The 19156-nt window shown below is 72.1% G+C and carries 15 protein-coding genes and 1 pseudogene; 3 read left to right on the top strand and 13 right to left on the bottom strand.

Annotated features, from left to right (window positions below; translation table 11 throughout):
* The 8 genes and pseudogenes from VGL30_RS00855 to VGL30_RS00820 all read right to left on the bottom strand — a co-directional run.
* Positions 1-392, bottom strand: a pseudogene (locus VGL30_RS00855) (hypothetical protein); the annotation flags it as partial.
* A 33-nt stretch (positions 393-425) separates the two neighbouring features.
* On the bottom strand, positions 426-1676 hold the full coding sequence (locus tag VGL30_RS00850) for a cytochrome P450 (RefSeq protein WP_331535795.1): 1251 nt from the start codon (positions 1674-1676) through the stop codon (positions 426-428).
* A 110-nt stretch (positions 1677-1786) separates the two neighbouring features.
* Positions 1787-2314 carry a sigma-70 family RNA polymerase sigma factor gene (locus VGL30_RS00845; protein ID WP_331535793.1) on the bottom strand — a complete coding sequence of 176 codons (528 nt, stop codon included), beginning with the start codon at positions 2312-2314 and terminating at the stop codon, positions 1787-1789.
* Between the two features lie 432 nt (positions 2315-2746).
* The gene (locus tag VGL30_RS00840) at positions 2747-3040 is read right to left on the bottom strand and encodes a hypothetical protein (protein WP_331535791.1); all 294 of its coding nucleotides are present in this window, start codon (positions 3038-3040) and stop codon (positions 2747-2749) included.
* A gap of 91 nt (positions 3041-3131) precedes the next feature.
* Positions 3132-3767 carry a superoxide dismutase gene (locus tag VGL30_RS00835; protein WP_331535789.1) on the bottom strand — a complete coding sequence of 212 codons (636 nt, stop codon included), beginning with the start codon at positions 3765-3767 and terminating at the stop codon, positions 3132-3134.
* A 51-nt stretch (positions 3768-3818) separates the two neighbouring features.
* Complete coding sequence (locus VGL30_RS00830) at positions 3819-5240, bottom strand: HAMP domain-containing sensor histidine kinase (RefSeq protein WP_331535787.1); 1422 nt, start codon at positions 5238-5240, stop codon at positions 3819-3821.
* Positions 5237-5968 (bottom strand): response regulator, encoded by a 732-nt coding sequence (locus tag VGL30_RS00825; protein ID WP_331535785.1) that lies wholly within the window; start codon positions 5966-5968, stop codon positions 5237-5239. The genes VGL30_RS00830 and VGL30_RS00825 overlap by 4 nt, the downstream gene beginning before the upstream one ends.
* A gap of 117 nt (positions 5969-6085) precedes the next feature.
* Positions 6086-6580, bottom strand: coding sequence for a hypothetical protein (locus VGL30_RS00820; RefSeq protein WP_331535783.1), 495 nt, complete (start codon positions 6578-6580; stop codon positions 6086-6088).
* 307 nt (positions 6581-6887) lie between these two features.
* On the opposite strand from VGL30_RS00820, the gene VGL30_RS00815 reads away from it, so the two are divergent.
* Complete coding sequence (locus tag VGL30_RS00815; protein WP_331535781.1) at positions 6888-10064, top strand: autotransporter outer membrane beta-barrel domain-containing protein; 3177 nt, start codon at positions 6888-6890, stop codon at positions 10062-10064.
* A gap of 74 nt (positions 10065-10138) precedes the next feature.
* On the opposite strand, the gene VGL30_RS00810 is transcribed toward VGL30_RS00815, so the two are convergent.
* The 5 genes from VGL30_RS00810 to VGL30_RS00790 all read right to left on the bottom strand — a co-directional run bounded on the left by VGL30_RS00810 (position 10139) and on the right by VGL30_RS00790 (position 15834).
* Positions 10139-10723, bottom strand: a complete 585-nt coding sequence (locus VGL30_RS00810; protein WP_331535779.1) for a hypothetical protein — start codon at positions 10721-10723, stop codon at positions 10139-10141.
* 70 nt (positions 10724-10793) lie between these two features.
* Positions 10794-11543, bottom strand: coding sequence for an EF-hand domain-containing protein (locus VGL30_RS00805; protein ID WP_331535777.1), 750 nt, complete (start codon positions 11541-11543; stop codon positions 10794-10796).
* A 315-nt stretch (positions 11544-11858) separates the two neighbouring features.
* Positions 11859-13163 carry a glycolate oxidase subunit GlcF gene (gene glcF, locus VGL30_RS00800; RefSeq protein WP_331535775.1) on the bottom strand — a complete coding sequence of 435 codons (1305 nt, stop codon included), beginning with the start codon at positions 13161-13163 and terminating at the stop codon, positions 11859-11861.
* Entirely contained in the window at positions 13160-14341 is a 1182-nt protein-coding gene (gene glcE / locus VGL30_RS00795; protein WP_331535773.1) for a glycolate oxidase subunit GlcE, read from the bottom strand. Before glcE ends, glcF begins: the two co-directional genes overlap by 4 nt.
* Positions 14341-15834 carry an FAD-linked oxidase C-terminal domain-containing protein gene (locus VGL30_RS00790; RefSeq protein WP_331535771.1) on the bottom strand — a complete coding sequence of 498 codons (1494 nt, stop codon included), beginning with the start codon at positions 15832-15834 and terminating at the stop codon, positions 14341-14343. The genes glcE and VGL30_RS00790 overlap by 1 nt, the downstream gene beginning before the upstream one ends.
* Before the next feature lie 149 nt (positions 15835-15983).
* On the opposite strand from VGL30_RS00790, the gene VGL30_RS00785 reads away from it, so the two are divergent.
* A complete protein-coding gene (locus VGL30_RS00785; protein ID WP_331535769.1) occupies positions 15984-18188 on the top strand; it encodes a malate synthase G in 2205 nt (734 codons plus the stop codon).
* A 61-nt stretch (positions 18189-18249) separates the two neighbouring features.
* A complete protein-coding gene (locus tag VGL30_RS00780; RefSeq protein WP_331535767.1) occupies positions 18250-18759 on the top strand; it encodes a flavin reductase family protein in 510 nt (169 codons plus the stop codon).
* Positions 18760-19156: the final 397 nt, after the last annotated feature.

Here is a 19156-nt window from a genome sequence, read left to right as displayed (position 1 = left end):
TCGGGCGTGAACATCGGCGACACGGTCTTGCGCTGGGCCGCATGCCGCGGCTGGTCCATGGCGATGAAGCTCGGCCAATCGTAGCCCGGCGGCACGTCGCGGATCGAAATGCCGCCAAGGCTGACGTCGGATGAGAAAAGGTGATGGCTGGTATCGACATGCATGATGTCGTTGTACCGCGTCACCGACCAGTATGGTTCGATCGGAGAGTTGGTGCAATAATGCACCGGCTCTTCCTTGCGCAGCCGTTCGAACCACGGCCACAGCGTGTCGTTCTGGAACAGCCGTGGCGCGCCAGGATGAAAATCCTTCAATGGCGTGGCGTAAGCCTCCTCGCGCGCGAGGCGCTGCCGTTCGGCCTTGTCGGTCGTGATCGTGGTCTGGATGTTCATCGTCGATCGATCCTGCGGCGCGCGACGGGCTTATTAACCGGCTATTTGCACGGGAAGGGTCTCGTAACCCTTGACGAAGCTCGAATAGACCCGCTTGGGCTCACCGACCACCTCGATATTGTCGAACCGCTTGAGTATCTCTTCCCAGATGATCTTCAGTTGCAATTCCGCCAGCCGGATCCCGACGCAGCGGTGGATGCCGAAGCCGAACGAGATGTGGGTGCGCGGCCGCTCGCGGTCGATGATGTAGTCGTTGGGCCGGTCGATGACCTCGTCGTCGCGGTTGCCGGACACGTACCACATGACCACCTTGTCGCCGGCCTTGATGGACTTGCCCTGGAACTCGACGTCCTCGGTCGCCGTGCGTCGCATATGCGCAAGCGGCGTTTGCCAGCGGATCGTTTCGGAAACCATGCTCGGAATGAGCGAGGGATTGTCTATAAGTTTCTGATATTGATCGGGGTTCTGGTTCAGGGCCAGGATGGAGCCGGAGATCGTGTTGCGGGTGGTGTCGTTGCCGCCGACGATCAGCAGGATGACGTTGCCGTGGTATTCCCTGGGATCCATGTTCCGCGTCGCCGGGGCGTGGGCCAGCATGGAAACCAGGTCGCCGGTCGGCGGGGCGTTGACCCGCTGGTTCCAGAGGGTGGTGAAATAGGCGAAGCACGCGCCGAGCTCCGCGGTCTTCTGCTCCACGGTGTCGATCAGGCCGTTGCCCGGGATCGCGGTGCTGACGTCCGACCAGCGCGTCAGCTTGCGCCGCTCCTCGAAGGGGAAGTCGAACAGGGTCGCCAGCATCTGGGTGGTCAGTTCCACCGAGACCCGGTCCACCCAATCGAAGGCCTCGCCGATCGGCAGGCCGTCGAGGCAGGCCGCCGCCCGCTCGCGGATGATCGGGGCCATCACCGCCAGGTTGGTCGGCGAGACGATGGGAGCCACCGCCTTGCGCTGCACGTCGTGCTTCGGCGGATCCATGGAGATGAACATGCGCAGCGGTTCTTCCAGGCCCGCCGAGCCGGCGATGGTGATGCCGCCGAGGGAGGATTCCGAGGAGAACACCTGGTGGTTGGTGTCCACCGCCATGATGTCGTCGTACCGGGTGATCGACCAGTAGGGACCGAACTCGTGCTCCGGGCAGTAGTGGACCGGGGCGTCGCGGCGCAGGCGCTCGAAGTAGGCCCAGTGCGCGTCGGCCTGGAAGAGGGCGGGCTGGGCGACGTTGATCCGGTCCAGCGGCGTCGCCATCGCCCGGGCCCCCGCGTCCGTGAGATCGCCTCCGGCCATGGCCAGCCTCCGCTTCCGAATGGGGATTAGACCTAAGTTGACGCATGCGTCAACTTTCGCGGCGCGGCTGGGCCGGGGATGGCGCGGCGGCGCCCGCAGAAGGCCCGATCTCAGCGGTGCGGCTGGGCCGACGAGCGCGCCGACGCCGGGATTTGCGGGAAATCGCCCAGGAGTTCGACCAGCTTGCGCCGCGCGCGGTTCACGCGGCTCTTCATGGTGCCCACGGCGCAGCCGGCGACCAGGGCGGCCTCGTCGTAGGTGAGGTCCGAGGCCACCACCAGCAGCAGGGCCTCGCGGCAGGAGGGCGTCAGCCGCGTCATGGCGGCGAGGATGTCGCTGTACTGCAGGAACCACTCCTGCTCGGGACTGCAGGACAGTTGCGCGGCGAGCCGCCCGTCGACGTCCTGCATGGTGGAGCGGCGGCTGGCGGTCTCGGTGTGGAAGCAGTTGCGCAGGATCTTGTAGAGCCAGGCCTTCAGGTTGGTGTCGGCGGTGAAGCCTGAACGGTAGCGCCAGGCCCGGGTCAGGGCTTCCTGCACCAGGTCGTCGGCCTCGGTGCTGGAGCGGGTGAGGGCGATCGCATATCCGCGTAGCCGTGGAATAAGCGCGGTCACGCTCATCCAGTAGGGATCTGACATTCGTGTCTCCCATCCAGGCGGGCTCGTTGCGCGCCATCCAGGGCGGCGACCGCGCCCTGGCTTGCGGGTCAGCGCCCCGGAGGCCTGCGGCGGGACCTTGATCGGATCATTCCGGACCAGTTCCGCACCGCCTGCCGTCCCCGCCGCAAGCTTCGTGCCGAGCTGCAACCGGCGGCCGGCGGGACCCTGGAAACGGAATCCGGCGGCAAGACGGCGGAATCGCCCACTCCCGGACGCACCTTCGCCATGAGCGGTCCCGCCCGACCGCGCCGGACGCATCGGGCCGGGGCGCGTGGGGCGGCGAAACCCCATGGAAAACCGCCGTCAGGCCGCGCGGGCGGCGACGGCGCGCCCTCAATCCGGTTGGCCGTTAACTTTCCACACAAATTGGTGAACGGCTGAGCTTCGGGCGGGGCGTGTGGCCCGCCCGCCTCAGTCGGGCCGCGACAGCCGGCGGCGGTTGGCGCGGACGTGGCGGCGCAACATCGTCATCGCCTGCTGCGCCCCGTCGGGCTGCCCGGTCAGGGCGCTGGAGGTCAGGTGCGCCTGGGCGCTCACCGCCGCGCGGATCTTCTCGGTGACCATCAGCTGCGCCTCCACGGCCGCGTCCGGGCCGCCGCCCGCGAACTTCATCAGCCGCAGCGCCACCACGCTCTGGGATTCGACGCCCAGCTTCATGGCGTCCAGCGACAGGCGCATCCAGGGGTTCCGCAGGAGACTCTTCAAAGGCGTGTTCCGATTGATCCGCGTACGTCGGGGAGGGCGTCGCTGGAAATGTTTAACACGCCGGGGCCGCCCGCCGGTAGGGCTCATTGCCTCAGGCGGCCGGCGGATGCCGCCAGGGCTCGCCCTGGCCCTTCGCCGCGCACAGCTGCCCGGCGGCGAAGCTCCAGTTGGGCAGGGCGTCGAACCAGGCCTCGAGGAAGCCTTTGCGGTCGTTCTGGTGGTCCAGGTAATAGGCGTGCTCCCACACGTCGCAGACGATCAGCGGCGTGAGGCCGGGCCGGGGCACGGTGTCGTCGGCGTCGTGGGTCGAGCGGACCGCGAGGGCGCCGCCGTCCTGCGCGGCCAGCCACACCCAGCCGGAGCCGAAATGGCCGGCGCCTTCCTCGACGAAGGCCTTCCTCAGGCCGGCCAGGTCGCCGAAGGCCTGGCCTATCGCGGCGTGCAGTTCGCCTGTGGGCGTCTGCTTCTCCGGGCTCATCGCCGCCCAGAAGAAGCTGTGGTTCCAGGCCTGGGCCGCGTTGTTGAACAGCTTGGCCTCGCCGGTCTTGGCGGCGTCACGGATCACTTGCTCCAGGCTGTCCGGGGTCTTTCCCGCCTTCTCGAGCAGCTCGTTCAGCGTCTTGACGTAGGTGGCGTGGTGCTTGTCGTGGTGGACGTGCAGCGTCTGCTCGGAGATCACCGGGGCGAGCGCGTCGTAGGCGTAGGGGAGGGGCTGAAGCGTGAACATGGGGGAGGGCTCCTGGGGAGCCACCGATAACCCCCGAACCGCCGCCTTCGTTCACGGCCGAGGTTGCGTCCGGGCCAGGGGCAGGCGGATCACCGCCGTCAGGCCGCAGCCGTGCGACGCCAGGCTCACGTCGCCGCCGTGCGCGCGCGCCGTCGAGCGGGCGATGGACAGGCCCAGCCCGACGCCGCCCAGGTCCAGGGTGCGGGCGGCGTCGGCGCGGTAGAACGGGTCGAACACGCGCTCCAGCTCGCCCGGAGGCAGGCCCGGGCCCTGGTCCTCTATCCGCACCACCGCCTCCCCGCCCTCGGCGCGCAGGCGGATGCGCGCGCAGCGGCCGTACTTCAGGGCGTTGTCCACCAGGTTGCCGAACAGCCGCTGCAGGGCCATCGGGTCGCCTTCGACGGTGAGGGGCGGGCCTTCGTCCACCTCCACGTCGCCGCCCATCAGGGCGGTGTCGTCCACCACGCACTCCAGCACCGAGCGCAGGTCGAGCACCTCGCGCCGCCGGGGTGCGCTGGCGTCGCGGATGAACGCCAGGACCGAGCTGATCATCTGCTCCATCTGGGTCACGTCGGCCAGGATGGCCGAACGGTCGGGCGGCTCGACCTCCAGCTTGAAGCGGATGCGGGCCAGCGGCGTGCGCAGGTCGTGCGAGATCGCCCCCACCATCGCGGTGCGATCCTCGACGTAGCGCTTCAGCCGCGCCTGCATGTTGTTGAACGCCTGGGCCGCCTTGCCGATCTCGGCCGGGCCGGAGAGCGTCATCAGCGGCGCGTGCGGGTCGCGCCCCAGGGTCTCGGCCGCCTCGGCGAAGCGGTCGATGGGCGCGGTGATGCGCCGCGCGAAGGCGTAGCCGGCGGGCACCACCAGCACGAGACAGCCCAGGAACCCCAGCAGCACCCGCCTTTGCCACTCGGTGGGGAAGGGCTCCGGCTGGGGCCGCACCACCGCCCAGGCGCCGTCGGGGCGCTGGGCCGCGGCGGCGAAGTCGCCGACCAGCACCGGCTCCAGGAAGCCGCCGCGCCAGACGCGGATCGGCCCGCCCCTGCCGGCCCCGGCGATACGTCTCGGCTCGCCCTCGGACGGCGGCCCGCGGGCGCGGCGGCCGAAGTAGCCGAACGGTCCCTGGGCGATCAGGGTCGGCGCATGCTCGACGACCCGCACCTTGTCCGGCGACGTCCCCAGGGCCTGGGCCAGCTCCTGGCGCAGCCGGTTCTCCATGAAGGTCCGGGCAGGGTCGGGCTCCGGCGGTCGGGCCTCGACGCTGCGGATCAGCGGCCGTTCGGACGGCGTGGGCGCCGGCCCGCCCCTGAGCATCTCCGCCACCTCGCGCAGGCGGTAGACCGGCGGCCGCGGCGGGCGGGAGGTCAGGACCACCGCCAGCGAAATAGCCTGGGCGGCCAGCAGGCTGACCGCCAGCAGCGCGAGGACCTGGACGGCGATGGGGACGCGGGGGCGGCGGCCCGCGCTCAAGGGCGCGTGACCTTGGCGTCCAGCAGGTAGCCTGCGCCGCGGTAGGTCTTGATGATCTCCTGGTCGGTGCAGGCGTGCAGCTTGCGGCGCAGGCGGCTGATCTGGACATCCACCGCACGGTCGAACACCTCGGTGTCCGAGCCGCGGGCGGCCTCCAGGAGCTGGTCGCGGGACAGGATCCGCTGCGGCTGCTCGAGGAAGGCGCTGAGCAGGGAGTATTCGCCGGCGGTGAGCAGGATGGTCGCCCCGTTCGGGCTGCGGAGCTGCCGGCGCAGGGTGTCCAGCACGAAGCCCAGGAAGTGGTAGGCCTTGCCGCGCCGCGGGCCGCCGTTGCGGGCCTCCTCGCGCCGGCGCATCACGGCGCGCACCCGGGCCAGCAGCTCGCGCGGGCTGCAGGGCTTGGGCAGGTAGTCGTCGGCGCCCAGCTCCAGGCCCAGGATCCGGTCGATCTCCTCGCCCATGGCGCTGACCATGATGATCGCGGGACCGCCGTCCTCGGCCAGGCGGCGGCAGATGGAGAGGCCGTCCTCGCCCGGCATCATCACGTCCAGGATGATCAGGTCGATCGGGGCCTCGGCCAGCACAGCTTCCATCGTCTTGCCGTCGGCGGCGGCGTGGACCTGGTAGCCGTGGTCGGACAGGTACTTGGCCACATGCTCGCGCAGCGAGGTGTCGTCGTCGACGACGAGGATCTGCCGTACGGGCGGGAGGGAGCCATCTGGGGTCATGGGCGGGCTTTCGCCCGCCATTGTGGCGGGCTGATCCCAATCGCGCCACAAAGACTCGCGCGGGGAGCGCGTCGTGCGGAACACCGGGGACGGCTTCGGCCGTCCCCGGCCGCCGGATCATGCGGTGACGCTGGCGGTCTGCTGGGCCGGCCGCGCGCCGCCGCCGTGGTGATGGTGGTGTGCTCCGCGGAAGGACTGCAGGGCGCTGGCCAGCTCGTTTGAGCTCAGCGCGCCGTCGCCGTTTGTGTCGAGCTTGCCGAACGCGTCGCTGAGCGAGGACGACGAGGACGAGGACGAGGACGACGAGGTCGAATCCGCGCCGCCGCCTGAGAGCGCCTGGGTGATCTCCGCGAGGCTGACCTGTCCGTCGCCGTTGGCGTCGATGGCGCCGATCAGCTTCCCGGCCATGTCGGAGGCCGACGGCGGCTTGGCCTGGGCGTCGAGCAGCGACGAGAGGGTGTCGCCGGCGAACTGCGAAGAGGCGCGGCTTTCGCCACCGGGCGGGGGTCCCGGAGGCGGACTGGGCGGCGGGCCCGAAGCGCCCTGCGCCTGGCCGTCGCCGGGCGATTCCTGCCTAGCGGAGACCTGCTGCGACATCAGGGCCGCCAGCAATCGCTGCGCCTCTCCGTCACCGTAAGAACTTGAAATACCTGATACTTGCATTTGACGTCTCACGAAAGCGCCGCCCGGTCCGGGCGGCTGGGGTGTCGGCCCGATCGACCGACGTTATTCGCCCATGCAAGAAATGTAGAATATTACATTTGTTAGTGACTATTTCATTTCCCGATCATCAGTGAAATGTTCCCGTATTATAGGACAATAAACTTCATATCCCCGATATGATCTGACATCTACAGGTCAATATTATGAGCGAATTCGTCCATCCTTGAGTTTGGGGGTGGAGATGTTTGGGAATTTCTTGCCGGGTAAGAACCTCGACGGGCCTCCGGCGGCGGCGGCCGGGCGGGGGCTGCGGGCCGGCCTGCTGGGCGCCACGGCCCTGCTGTGCGCGGGGACGGCCAAGGCTGCGACCACCATCTCCACCTCGGTCGCGACGCCCCTGGCGACCTCGACGGCCAGCAACGGGTCGCCGGACAACCTGGAGGTCACCAGCAGCGGCGCCGTGCAGCCGGCGACCGCCGGCGCCATCGTCACCCTGGACAGCGACAATACGGTGCTGAACTCGGGCGTCCTGAAGGTGCAGGGCCTCAACGACAGCGCCGGCGTGCTCGTGCAGGGCGGCCATACCGGCTCGGTGAGCAACGCGGGCACGATCGAGGTCGACGAGGTCGTCACCAGCACCGACGCCGACGGGGACGGCGACCTGGACGGCCCCTTCGTCACCGGCGCACGGCGCTACGGCGTGCGCATCGTGGGGACGGCGCCCTTCACCGGCGCGATCAGCAACCAGACCGCCGGCGTCATCACCGTCAGCGGCGACGATTCGGCCGGGATCTCGCTGGAGACAGGGCTGCTCGGCTCGATCATTCATGCGGGCACGATGAGCGTCACCGGGTCGCGGACCTACGGTATCCACGTGGCCGGGACGGTCAGCGGCGACGTCTCGGTCCTGGGAGGGGTCTCCGCCCTGGGGCAGGGGGCGACCGCGGTGGCGGTCGACCAGGACGTGGCGGGCCAGTTGGCCCTGCAGGGGACGATCACCGCCACCGGCTACCGCTACACCACGCGCGGAACGGCCACGGCGGTGAGCAAGCTCGACCCCGACGACCTGCTGCAGGGCGGCCCGGCGGTGTCGGTCGCGGCCAGCCTCGGCAGGGGGCTGCTGGTGGACACGCCGCCGACCCTCGACGCCAACAACCCTGACGTGGACGGCGACGGCTGGGCCGACGCCTCGGAGACCGTCGGCACGATCATCTCCTACGGCGCGGCGCCCGCCATCGTCGTGGGCGCCGCGGGCCGCAACGTCGCTCTGGGCGAGGTGGGAGCCGGGGTGGACGCCTATGGCGTGGTGATCCGCGGCCTGGTCACCGGAACCGGCGTCTATGACGGGGTCGCCAGCACCGGCCTGCAGTTCGGCGTCGCCGGCGGCGGGGCGGTCGACGTGGCGGGCGGCGTGCGGGTGACCGGCACGGTGAGCGGGCTGGCCGCCCAGGCCGACACGACGGCGATCGTCTTCAAGTCGGGCGCGTCGGCCCCGGTGCTGCGCAACGAGGGGACGATCTCCGCCAGCGTCACCGCCATGGGGGCCGCCACCGCGCGCGCGGTCAGCCTCGAGGCCGGCGCCCACGTGCCTCTGCTGCAGAACGGCACGGTCGTCAGCGCCACGGTCGTCGGGGCTGCCGGCGACGCCATCGCCATCCAGGACCGGTCGGGCGCGCTTACCGACATCGAGAACGCCGGCCAGATCACCGCCAAGGTCGCTCCGGCCGCGACCGCGACCAGCGACCCCACCACCGAGAACGTCACCGGGCGGGCGATCGCCATCGACCTGTCCGGCAACGCCGCGGGCGCGACGCTGCGGCAATTCGGAACCGTGGGCGTCATCGGCGGCGACGTGCTCCTGGGCTCCGGTGCGGACGACGTGCAGATCCTGGGCGGGACATTGACCGGCGCCCTGTCGCTCGGCGCCGGCGCGAACAGCCTGACCATCGACGGCGGGGCCGGCGTCAAGGGCGCCCTCACCGCCAGCGGCGGCACGCTGGCGCTGGCCATCGGCTCCGGCGCCCTGCAGATGGACAACGTCGGGACCGTCAACCTGACCAGCCTCAGCGTCGCCTCGGGCGGGGCCCTGACCCTGACGGCGGACCCGGTCTCCGGCTCGGCCACGCGCCTGGAGGTTGCGGGCGCGGCGACCCTGGCGGCCGGGGCGAAGATCGGCGTGCGCCTGAATTCGATCCTGCTCGGCGAGGCGAGCTACACCCTGATCCACGCCCAGTCGCTGAGCGCCGGCGCGCTGGACACCAGCCTGCTGGGCTCGATCCCGTTCCTTTACACGGCCTCGCTGGCGACCGATCAGGCGGCGGGGACCATCTCGGTCACGCTCAGCCGCAAGACCGCCGCCCAGCTGCAGTTGGGCGCCAACGCCGCGGCGATCTACGGCCCGGCGATCCTGGCCGCCAACGCCGACGCCGGCGTGCGCGACGGCGTGCTGGCCCAGACGGACCAGGCGGGCCTGACCGCGCTGCTCAGCCAGATGGCGCCCAACCATTCGGGGGCGATCTTCGAGACCCTCGGCGCGCAGTCCGAGGCGCTGGCCCGGGCGATCGACGAGCGCCAGTCCGCGCCGGCCGGCGGAGCCTGGGCGCAGGAGACCGACGTCGGGCTCTACGGCGACGCCGCCGGCGGCGACCCGGGCTACCGGGTGTGGGGCGTGGGCCTGGCCGGCGGCTACGAGCGCGGCCTGGGCGGCGCGGGGGTGGTGGGCGTCTCGCTGGGGCTGAACACCAACCAGCTTTCAGACAACCACGCCCAGGGCGACGAGAACATGACCCTGAACCTGGTCGAGGGGGGCGTCTACTGGCGCGCCGCCTGGCGCGGCCTGGCCTTCAGCGCGCGGGCGGCGGGCGACTACGCCCACATGGACAGCCGCCGTGTGGTGGCGGTCTACGACGCCTCGGGGAACCGGCTGCTGTTCCGGACGGCCCAGGCGAACTGGTCGGGGTTCGGCGGTTCGGCGCGGGTGAAGGTGAGCTACGAGGTCCCGTTCGGCCGCTACTACGTGCGCCCCACGCTCAGCGCCGACTACCTCCTGCTGCACGAGCAGGGCTACAGCGAGAGCGGCGGCGGCCCGGCCATCGACCTGACCGTCGACGCCCGGGACAGCGACCGGGCGTCGGGCTTCGCCGGCGTGGCGTTCGGGGCGAGCTTCGGCCAGGGCGGCGCCTCCTGGGGCCCCGAGCTGCAGCTGGGCTACCACGACGTGGTTTCGGGCGGACCGGCCAGCACCACGGCGCGGTTCGCGGGCGGCTCGGCCTTCACCTTGGCGCCGAACGACGGCGTCGGCGGCGGCCCGGCGGCGCGCATCTCGCTGAAGGGGGAGAACGGCGTGGGCGGGATCGCGGTGGAGGCGGGGGCGGAGAAGCGCGGCGGGCTGCAGATCTACGACCTGAGGCTGGCGGCGCATTACATGTTCTAGCGTGCGCACGAGCGGCTTTCCCTGGCCGCCCTCCCGCCGCCCGCGGGACGGGCGGAATTAGGGACTCAGCCGCGTCATAGCGACGGGCCGCCATCCCCCGGACGGCAGGCGTAGCGGGCGCGATCGAGGTCCGGGTCGCTATAGGCGCCGTCGCCAGGCTCGCGACGGCCGCAGGCCGCGTCGGCGGTCCCGCCGAAGCTGAAGGCCGCGGAGAGGGATTGGCGGTCGCCGCCGCGGAAACCGCCGCCGTATCCCAGACCACCGTAGCCCGGACCGCCGTAACCCGGGCCGCCATAGCCCCAGCCGCGGCTCTTGCCGAAGCGGGTGTCCTGCACCGCCACCGTCAGCGTGCCGGTCTTGCCGACCGGGAAGGCGGAGATGGCGTAGGCGCTGCGGTAGCCGCCGGTGCCGATGGAGACGCCGGCCTCGCCGTGCACCTTGCGGGGGGCGACGACGCCGGAGACGACGCCGGGGGTCTTGTCCTGCGGCAGATCGATGGCCGGTGAGGCCTTCAGGTAGGCGTCGATCTGGGCGGCGGTGTCGGCGTTCGCGTCGGCTTTGGCGGTCTTTACGGCTTCCGACGCCGCCGGGGCCTCCGCGGCGGCCGTCTGGGCGGCCATCAGGCCGGCGAGGGCGGCGGCGGCCAGGGCGATGCGCATCCGGGTGCTCCTTCAACCCCCACTGTCGCGGAGGATTGCGGCCCGGGCGTGGCCCGGGCGTCTCAGGGTCTTATCGCCGGCGGCGGTCGTGCGCCCGCTCGGGCGGGGTGAGCTCGGCGGCGTCGAGCTTGCCGTCAGCGTTGCGGTCGAGGCGGTCGAAGACATCTGACGCTTTCCGCGCGAACTCCGCCAGGGTGATCTTGTGGGTCAGGTCGTAATCCGCCGACAGCACCGGCTCCGGGTCGTTGAGCAGGCTGAAGGGGGCCGCGCCCTGCAGAAGCTGGTTGTAGGCCTCCAAGCCGCCGCTGGACCCGCTCTGTGAACCGCCGCCCGGTCCGCCGCCGCCCCGTCCGCCGCCGCGTCCACCGCCGCCGCCCCGCCGGCCGCCGCCGCTGGCCCGGCCGCGCGGGCCGCTGTCGGAGTCGGCCTCCGCCGCGGCCTCAGGCTCGTCGCGGCGTCCGAGGATCTCCGGGACCACCTCGGTCTCGTAGCGGGTGATCTCGGGGCCGGCGATCAGCCCGTCCCCGTCCACGTCGAGGACCTTGAAGAAGGCCTGGGCGTCGGCGACCAGTTCCGCCCGGTCCAGGACGCCGTCGTGGTTGCGGTCCGCCCGCTCGCGCCACTGCTGCGCCGGCGGCGGCAGGCCGGGGCCGCGGCGGAACGGCTCGCCGGCCGGGCTGACGAACAGCCGGGCGCGGCCGCCTGGCGGCCCGCCATGCGGCGGTCCATGCCGCGATCCGGGACGGCCGCCGTCCGGCGGCGCGCTGGCGCAACCGGCCGCCAGCAGCGCAGTCGCCAGGAGCCAGGCTGTTCGTCGCATGGGCGGGATCCTCACCTTTCCGAGGTGACGGGATCCGTTGGCCGCATTGAGGCGCATCGGTACGGGTTTGTTGCAGCGCTTCGGCCGGCGCCGCCTCCGGATCGGATTGCGGGCCCGCAACATGGCGCCGCGGAAGCGAAATCAAGTCGCCCTAGTGCGGACCCGCGGCGGGCCTAGACCGCGCCATCGGACGCGCACACTTCCTCCGTGGATGCCCTCAGAGGCGTCGTCCGACGGGTCGGTCCTGATTGTGCCCCCATCGCCAGGATCGATCAGCGGCTCCCCTGTCGTGCGGGCGGGGGAGCCGCCGTCCGTTCAGGGCTTGGCCGGCTCGGCCAGCTCCGGGGGCGCGGGCCCGCCGGTCGCCCAGTCCAGCAGCTCGACGGTGTGGACCACCGGGACGGCGCTCCCGCCCGCCAGCTGGGTGAGGCAGCCGATGTTGCCGGTGGCGACCACGTCGGGGGCGAGACGGACCAGGCGGTCGAGCTTGCGGGCCTTGAGCCGCGCCGCGATCTCCGGCTGCAGGATGTTGTAGGTCCCCGCCGAGCCGCAGCAGAGGTGGCTCTCCGCCGGCTCCTTCACGGTGAAGCCCGCGTCGCGCAGCAGGCGCAGCGGCGCCTCGCGCACCCCCTGGCCGTGCTGCAGGGAGCAGGCGGACTGGTAGGCGACCGTCAGCCGCCGCGGGACGGCGGCGGGGGGCAGGCCGTGCTCGGCCACCACTTCGCTGACGTCCCTGGCGAGCGCGCTGACCCGGGCGGCCCCGGCGGCGTAGGCCGGGTCGTGGGCCAGCAGCTCGCCGTAGGTCTTCAGGCTGGTTCCGCAGCCGGCGGCGGTGACCACGATGGCGTCGAGGCCGCCGGCCTCGATCAGCCGGGTCCAGGCGTCGACGTTGGCGCGGGCGGCGGCCTTGGCGGCGTCCTCCCGTCCCAGGTGGTGGACCAGGGCGCCGCAGCAGACCTCGCCCGGCGCCTCGGCCACCTCCAGGCCCATGCGGGCGAACAGGCGCAGCGTCGCGGCGCGCACCTGCGGGCGCAGGACCGGCTCGGCGCAGCCGCGCAGCAGGGCGACCCGGCCCTTGCCGGGCGCAGCGCGGGCGGACGGCGGGCGGGGCGCGGGGTGCGCGCGGGCGGGGGCGAGGTCCAGCATGGCCGCGGCGGGCCCGAGGGCGGGGGCCCGGCGCAGCAGCGGGGCGAGCGGCCTGGCCAGGCGGGCCAGCGCCAGGGCGGCGCGGAAGCGGGCGGGATGGGGCAGCACCGCGGCCAGGAGGCTGCGGTAGACGCGCTCGAGCGCCGGGCGGCGGAAGTGCGCGTGGACATAGGCGCGGGCGTGGTCGATCAGGCGGCGGTAGTCGACGCCCGACGGGCAGGTGGTGACGCAGGCTAGGCAGGAGAGGCAGCGGTCGATGTGCCTGACCACCTCGGCCGAGGGCTGGGCCTGGGTCTCCAGCATCTCCTTGATCAGGTAGATGCGGCCCCGGGGGCTGTCGAGCTCGTCGCCCAGCAGGACGTAGGTCGGGCAGGTGGCGGTGCAGAAGCCGCAGCGGACGCAGCGGCGGATCTCCGCCTCCGAGGCGGCGTTGGCCGGGTCGGTCAGGAGAGCGGGGGCGAACTCGGTCTTCATGCGCCCGATCCCAATGAGCCCAGCCCCCGGCGGTCGGCGAACACGCCCTGCGGATCGAAGGCGGTGCGGACCCGGGCGGTCAGGGCGGCTACGGCCGGGGCCTCCGGGTGGAAGGCCGGGGCGCCGGCCGTGCGGTCGCTGCGGACCAGGGTGGCGTGGCCGCCCAGCTCGCCCGCCACGGCGCGGACCCGGGCGGCGCGCGGCTCGGCCAGGGAGAGCCAGACCAGGCCGCCGGCCCAGTCGTAGATCCAGCGCGCGCCGTCGCCGGCGAGCGCCGCCGTGGCCCGCGCGCCGTGGGTAGGGGGCAGCGAGAGGCGCCAGAGCGCGCCGGGGCGGGCGGCCAGCGGCGCGACCTCGCGAACCGAGGCCCAGAGCTCGGTGGTGTCGGCCTCGTCCAGGACGACGATCTCGCCGAAGCCCTTCAGCGTGGACTTTAGCCGCTCGACGCGGACGGCGACCGAGGGGGCGAAGCCCTCGACCCGCAGGGCGGTCACCGCCTGGCCGTCCATCTGCGGCAGGTGGGCGGCGCCGGACACCTCCGCCGGCAGGCGCAGGGCCGCGGTCATGGCCTGGACGGCGCGGGCGTCGGAAAGCTCGACGAGCACGACGGTGGCGGCGGTGCGGGGACGGGGGACCACCTTGACGGTGACGGTGGTCAGCGCCGCCAGGGCGCCCCAGGCGCCGGCCATCAGCTTGGGCAGGTCGAAGCCGGCGACGTTCTTCACCACCCGCCCGCCGGCCTTGAAGGCGAGGCCGCGTCCGGAGACCGCCTCGAAACCCAGGAAGTGGTCGCGGGCCGCCCCGGCCGACAGGCGCCGCGGGCCGGCGAGGTTGGCGGCGAGGATCCCGCCCAGGGTGGGCTCGGCGGCGGAGCCCAGCAGCGCGTTGAGCCGGGGCGGCTCGAAGGCCAGCATCTGGCGGTTCCCGGCCAGCAGGGGCTCGATGTCCGAAAGCCTGGCGCCGGCCTGGGCGGTGAGCACCAGCTCCTGCGGATCGTAGTCGACGATGGCGACCAGGCGGCCGGTGTCGAGGATGTCGATGTCGATGTCGGCGGCGGGGCCCGCGCCGTAGGCGGCCTTGGAGCCGCCGCCGCGGATCTCCAGGCGCCGGCCCTCGGCGGCGGCCTGGCGGACGATGTCGGCCGCCTCGCGGACGTCGGCGGGCTGGAACGCCGCCATCAGAAACGCGGCAGGTCGGGGAACGGCACGGCGCCGCCGTGGACGTGCACGCGGCCGAGCTCGGCGCAGCGGTGCAGGGTGGGGAACACCTTGCCGGGGTTGAACAGCAGGTCGGGGTCGAAGGCCTGCTTCAGCCGTTGCTGCTGCTCCAGGTCGGCCTCGGTGAACATCACGGGCATCAGGTCGCGCTTCTCGACGCCGACGCCATGCTCGCCGGTGAGCACGCCGCCCACCTCGACGCAGAGCCTGAGGATGTCGGCGCCGAAGGCCTCGGCCTGCTCCAGCTCGCCGGGGCGGTTGGCGTCGTAGAGGATCAGGGGGTGCAGGTTGCCGTCGCCGGCGTGGAACACGTTGGCCACCGCCAGGCCGCAGGCCTGCGACATCTGCTCGATGCGGCCCAGCACCTTGGGCAGGGCGCGGCGGGGGATGGTGCCGTCCATGCAGTAGTAGTCGGGCGAGATGCGGCCCACGGCGGGGAAGGCGGCCTTGCGGCCGGCCCAGAAACGGTCGCGCTCGGCGTCGTCGGCGGCGACGCGCACGGTGGTCTCGCCGTTGGCGCGGGCGATGGCGCAGACCTCCTCCAGCAAGTGGTCGCACTCGGCCGGGGGGCCGTCGAGTTCGACAATCAGCAGGGCCTCGGCGTCGAGCGGATAGCCCGCGCCGACGAAGGCCTCGGCGGCGTGGATGGCGCGGCGGTCCATCATCTCCAGGCCGGCCGGGACGATGCCCGCGGCCATGATGTCGGCGACGCACTGCGCGGCGCCCTCCAGGGTCGGGAAACCCAGCAATGCGGCGCGGGCGCATTCGGCGGCCGGCAACAGGCGGACGATGACCTCGGTCACCACGCCCAGCAGGCCCTCGGAGCCCACCACCACGCCCAGCAGGTCGAGGCCCGGGGCGTCGGGGGCGCGTCCGCCGAGCGTGACCACCTCGCCGGTGATCAGCACCAGGGTGACGCCCATGACGTTGTGGGTGGTCAGGCCGTATTTCAGGCAATGCACCCCGCCGGAGTTCTCCGCCACGTTGCCGCCGATGGAGCAGGCGATCTGGCTGGAGGGATCGGGGGCGTAGAAGAAGCCGTCGGCCTCCACGGCCTGGGTGACCGCCAGGTTGGTGACGCCGGGCTGGACGACGGCCAGGCGGTTCTCCAGGTCGACCTCCAGAACCTGGTTGCAGCGGGCCATGCCGAGCAGGACGGCGTCCTCCAGCGGCAGGGCGCCGCCGGACAGCGAGGTGCCGGAGCCGCGGGGCGTCACGCGGACGCCGTGGTCGTGGCACCAGGCGAGGATCTCGGCGACCTGGGCCGTGGTCTCCGGCAGGACCACCAGCATCGGGACCTGGCGGTAGGCGGTCAGGCCGTCGGTCTCGTAGACGCGAAGGGCGTCCGGATGGTCGATGACGCCGTCGGGGGGCAGGATCGCGCGCATCGCCGCCAGGATCTCGCCGCGGTGGGCGAGCACATCGCTGTCTGGGGTGGGCATCTTCGGCGACATGGCGCCGTTTTAGGGGGCCGCCGGAGCACCGACAAGCGCCGGGCGGCGGGCGCGGGGCCGGACGGGTTGACCCGCAGGGCCAGGTTGCGGAGAAGGCGGGCGAACCCGGCCGCAACGCGCCGGGGAGAGCTTGCGATGGAGCGTGCGTGGTGAGCGGCCTGACCTCGGACTATGTGGACGTCCATGGCCTGAAGGTGGCGCAGGCCCTCTATGACTACGTGGGCGGCGAGGCCGCGCCGGGGACCGGGGTCGATCCCGACGCCTGGTGGGCGGGGTTCGCCCGGCTGTTGGCCGAGTTCGCGCCGCGCAACCGCGCGCTGCTGGCCGAGCGCGACCGGTTGCAGGCGGCCATCGACGCCTGGCTGGCGGCGGGACGGGACAAGGGCGCGCCGTCGCCGTCGCCGCAGGCGCAGAAGGCGTTCCTGACCGAGCTGGGCTACCTGGTCCCGGAGGGGCCGGACTTCGCCATCGCCACGCAGAACGTCGACGCGGAGGTGGCGAAGACCGCCGGGCCACAGCTGGTGGTGCCGCTGTCCATCGTCCGCTATGCGCTGAACGCCGCCAACGCCCGCTGGGGCAGCCTCTACGACGCGCTCTACGGGACCGACGCCATCCCCGAGGACGGCGGTGCGGAGCGGGGCGGGGCGTACAACCCGGTGCGCGGCGCGAAGGTGATCGCCAGGGCGCGGGGGGTGCTGGACCAGGCGGCGGCGCTGGCGGGCGGCAGTCACGCCGACGCGGCGGCCTATGCGGTGACGGACGGGGCGCTGGCGGTGACGCTGGCGGACGGGCGCATCGTCGGACTGGCGGACGCCGGGGCGCTGGCGGGCTGGCAAGGGCCGGCGGAGACGCCCGCCGCGATCCTGCTGCGCCACCACGGCCTGCACCTGGAGATCCGTATCGACCGCGGCCATCCCATCGGCCGGACGGACGCGGCGGGCATGGCCGACGTGGTGCTGGAGTCGGCGGTGACCACGATCATGGACCTGGAGGACTCGGTCGCGGCGGTGGACGCCGAGGACAAGGTCGTCCTCTACCGCAACATGCTGGGCCTGCTGCGCGGCACGCTGGCGGTGGAGTTCGACAAGGGCGGCAAGACGCTGGAGCGGAGCCTGGAACCGGACCGCACCTACCAGGCGCCCGGGGGCGGCACGGTCGCCCTGCCCGGGCGCAGCCTGATGTTCTTCCGCAACGTCGGCCACCTGATGACCACCGACATGGTGCTGCTGCCCGACGGGTCGGAGGCGCCGGAGGGTGTGGTCGACGGGGCGGTGACGGCGCTGGCCGCCCTGCACGATATCAAAGGGCTGGGGCGGTTCCGCAACAGCCGCGAGGGCTCGGCCTATATCGTCAAGCCGAAGATGCACGGGCCGGCCGAAGCGGCTTTCGCCAACGACCTGTTCGACGCCTGCGAGGACCTGGCGGGCCTGCCGCGTCACACCCTGAAGATCGGGGTGATGGACGAGGAGCGGCGCACCAGCGCCAACCTGAAGGAGACCATTCGCGCCGTGAAAGACCGGGTGGTGTTCATCAACACCGGCTTCCTCGACCGCACCGGCGACGAGATCCACACGGACATGCAAGCCGGCGCTATGGTGAGAAAGGGCGCGATGAAGTCGCAAGGCTGGCTGCTGGCCTATGAGGACCGCAACGTCGACGCGGGCCTGGCGGCGGGCTTCTCCGGCAAGGCGCAGATCGGCAAGGGGATGTGGGCGACGCCCGACCGGATGGCCGAGATGCTGGCGACCAAGGCCGCCCATCCGCAGGCCGGGGCGAACGCCGCCTGGGTGCCGTCGCCGACGGCGGCCACGCTGCACGCGCTGCACTACCACCAGGTGGACGTGGCCACGCGGCAGGCGGCGCTGAAGGACCGGGCGCCGACGCCGGTGGAGGCGCTGCTCGCCCTGCCGCTGGCCGGGGACCACAACTGGTCCGAGGCCGAGGTGCGCGAGGAGCTGGAGAACAACTGCCAGGGCATCCTGGGCTATGTGGTGCGCTGGATCGACCAGGGCGTCGGCTGCTCCAAGGTGCCGGACATCCATGACGTGGGCCTGATGGAGGACCGCGCCACCCTGCGGATCTCCAGCCAGATGCTGGCCAACTGGCTTTTGCACGGAATCTGCAGCCGCGAGCAGGTGGAGGCGGCGCTGAGGCGCATGGCCGCCGTGGTCGATCAGCAGAACGCCGGCGACCCGCTCTACCGTCCGATGGCCCCGGCGCCGCACGACAGCATCGCCTTCAGGGCCGCGAGCGACCTGGTGTTCAAGGGCGTCGAGCAGCCCAACGGCTACACCGAACCCCTGCTGCACGCCTATCGGCGGCTGCGGAAAGCCCAGGCGGCGGCTTCGGTTTGAATTGCGCCGCGCGCACTCTAGGAAGAGAAGAATAGGGAGCAGACGTCGAAAGGGCGCGCGGATGTCGGTCGATCCGGGAGACTTCAAGCAGGGCATGCGCCGGCTGGGCGCCAGCGTCTGCATCATCACCACCCAGCGGCCGGACGGTTCCCGCAACGGCCTGACCGCCACGGCGGTCTGTTCGCTCTCGGCCGACCCGCCGATGCTGCTGTGCTGCCTGAACCGGGCCAGCAACACCTTCGCCCCGATCGTCGAGGCCGGCTATTTCGCGGTCAGCGTGCTGTCGCTGGAGGACGCGGCGGTGGCCGACCGGTTCGCCGGCACGCTGCCGGCGGCGGAGAAGTTCCAGCTCGGCGAATGGGTCCGGCAGTCCACCGGCGCGCCGGTGCTGGCCACCGCCATGGCCGCCTTCGACTGCCACCTCGACCGGGTGCTGGAAGCCGGCACCCACGGGATCCTGCTGGGCGCCGTGCGCCACGTGACCCTGGGGCACGCCAGTTGCCAGCCGCTGCTCTACGCCCAGGGCGGCTACGGGGGATTCGCCGCCGAGCTGGCGGCGATGCTGCGATAGGGGTACTGGCGCGAGGGCCGCTTTCAAGGGTCCCGCCTGAGCCAATCTGCCGCACCCTTTCGCGGCATGTGGCGGAAAACAGGGACAATCCCGCCACAGAGCCGCCCAGGTTCTGCGGCAAAGCTTGTCCCGACCAGCCGATGAACAGTGCGGTCGGGGACGCCGGGGGGCGATCCAGTTGCAGTCCAGCCGGCGAGACCCCCGTCCATGCCCTACCTCTGCTACATCAATCACCGCACCTGTGAGGTGCCGTACTTCCAAGTTCTTCCGGAATGTTCGCGCTCCGGAGCTCTGCAATTCGCTCGCCGGCTCCTGCGGGAGCACGACGACGGCGAATCCGCCGACCTGTGGCGGGGTGAACACTTGATGGCCAGGATTTCGCGCAGCGGCATAATCC

Origin of the sequence: Phenylobacterium sp., from assembly GCF_036502675.1 — a bacterium.
GTDB lineage: Bacteria > Pseudomonadota > Alphaproteobacteria > Caulobacterales > Caulobacteraceae > Phenylobacterium.
This window is presented reverse-complemented; position numbering and strand designations above follow the sequence as displayed.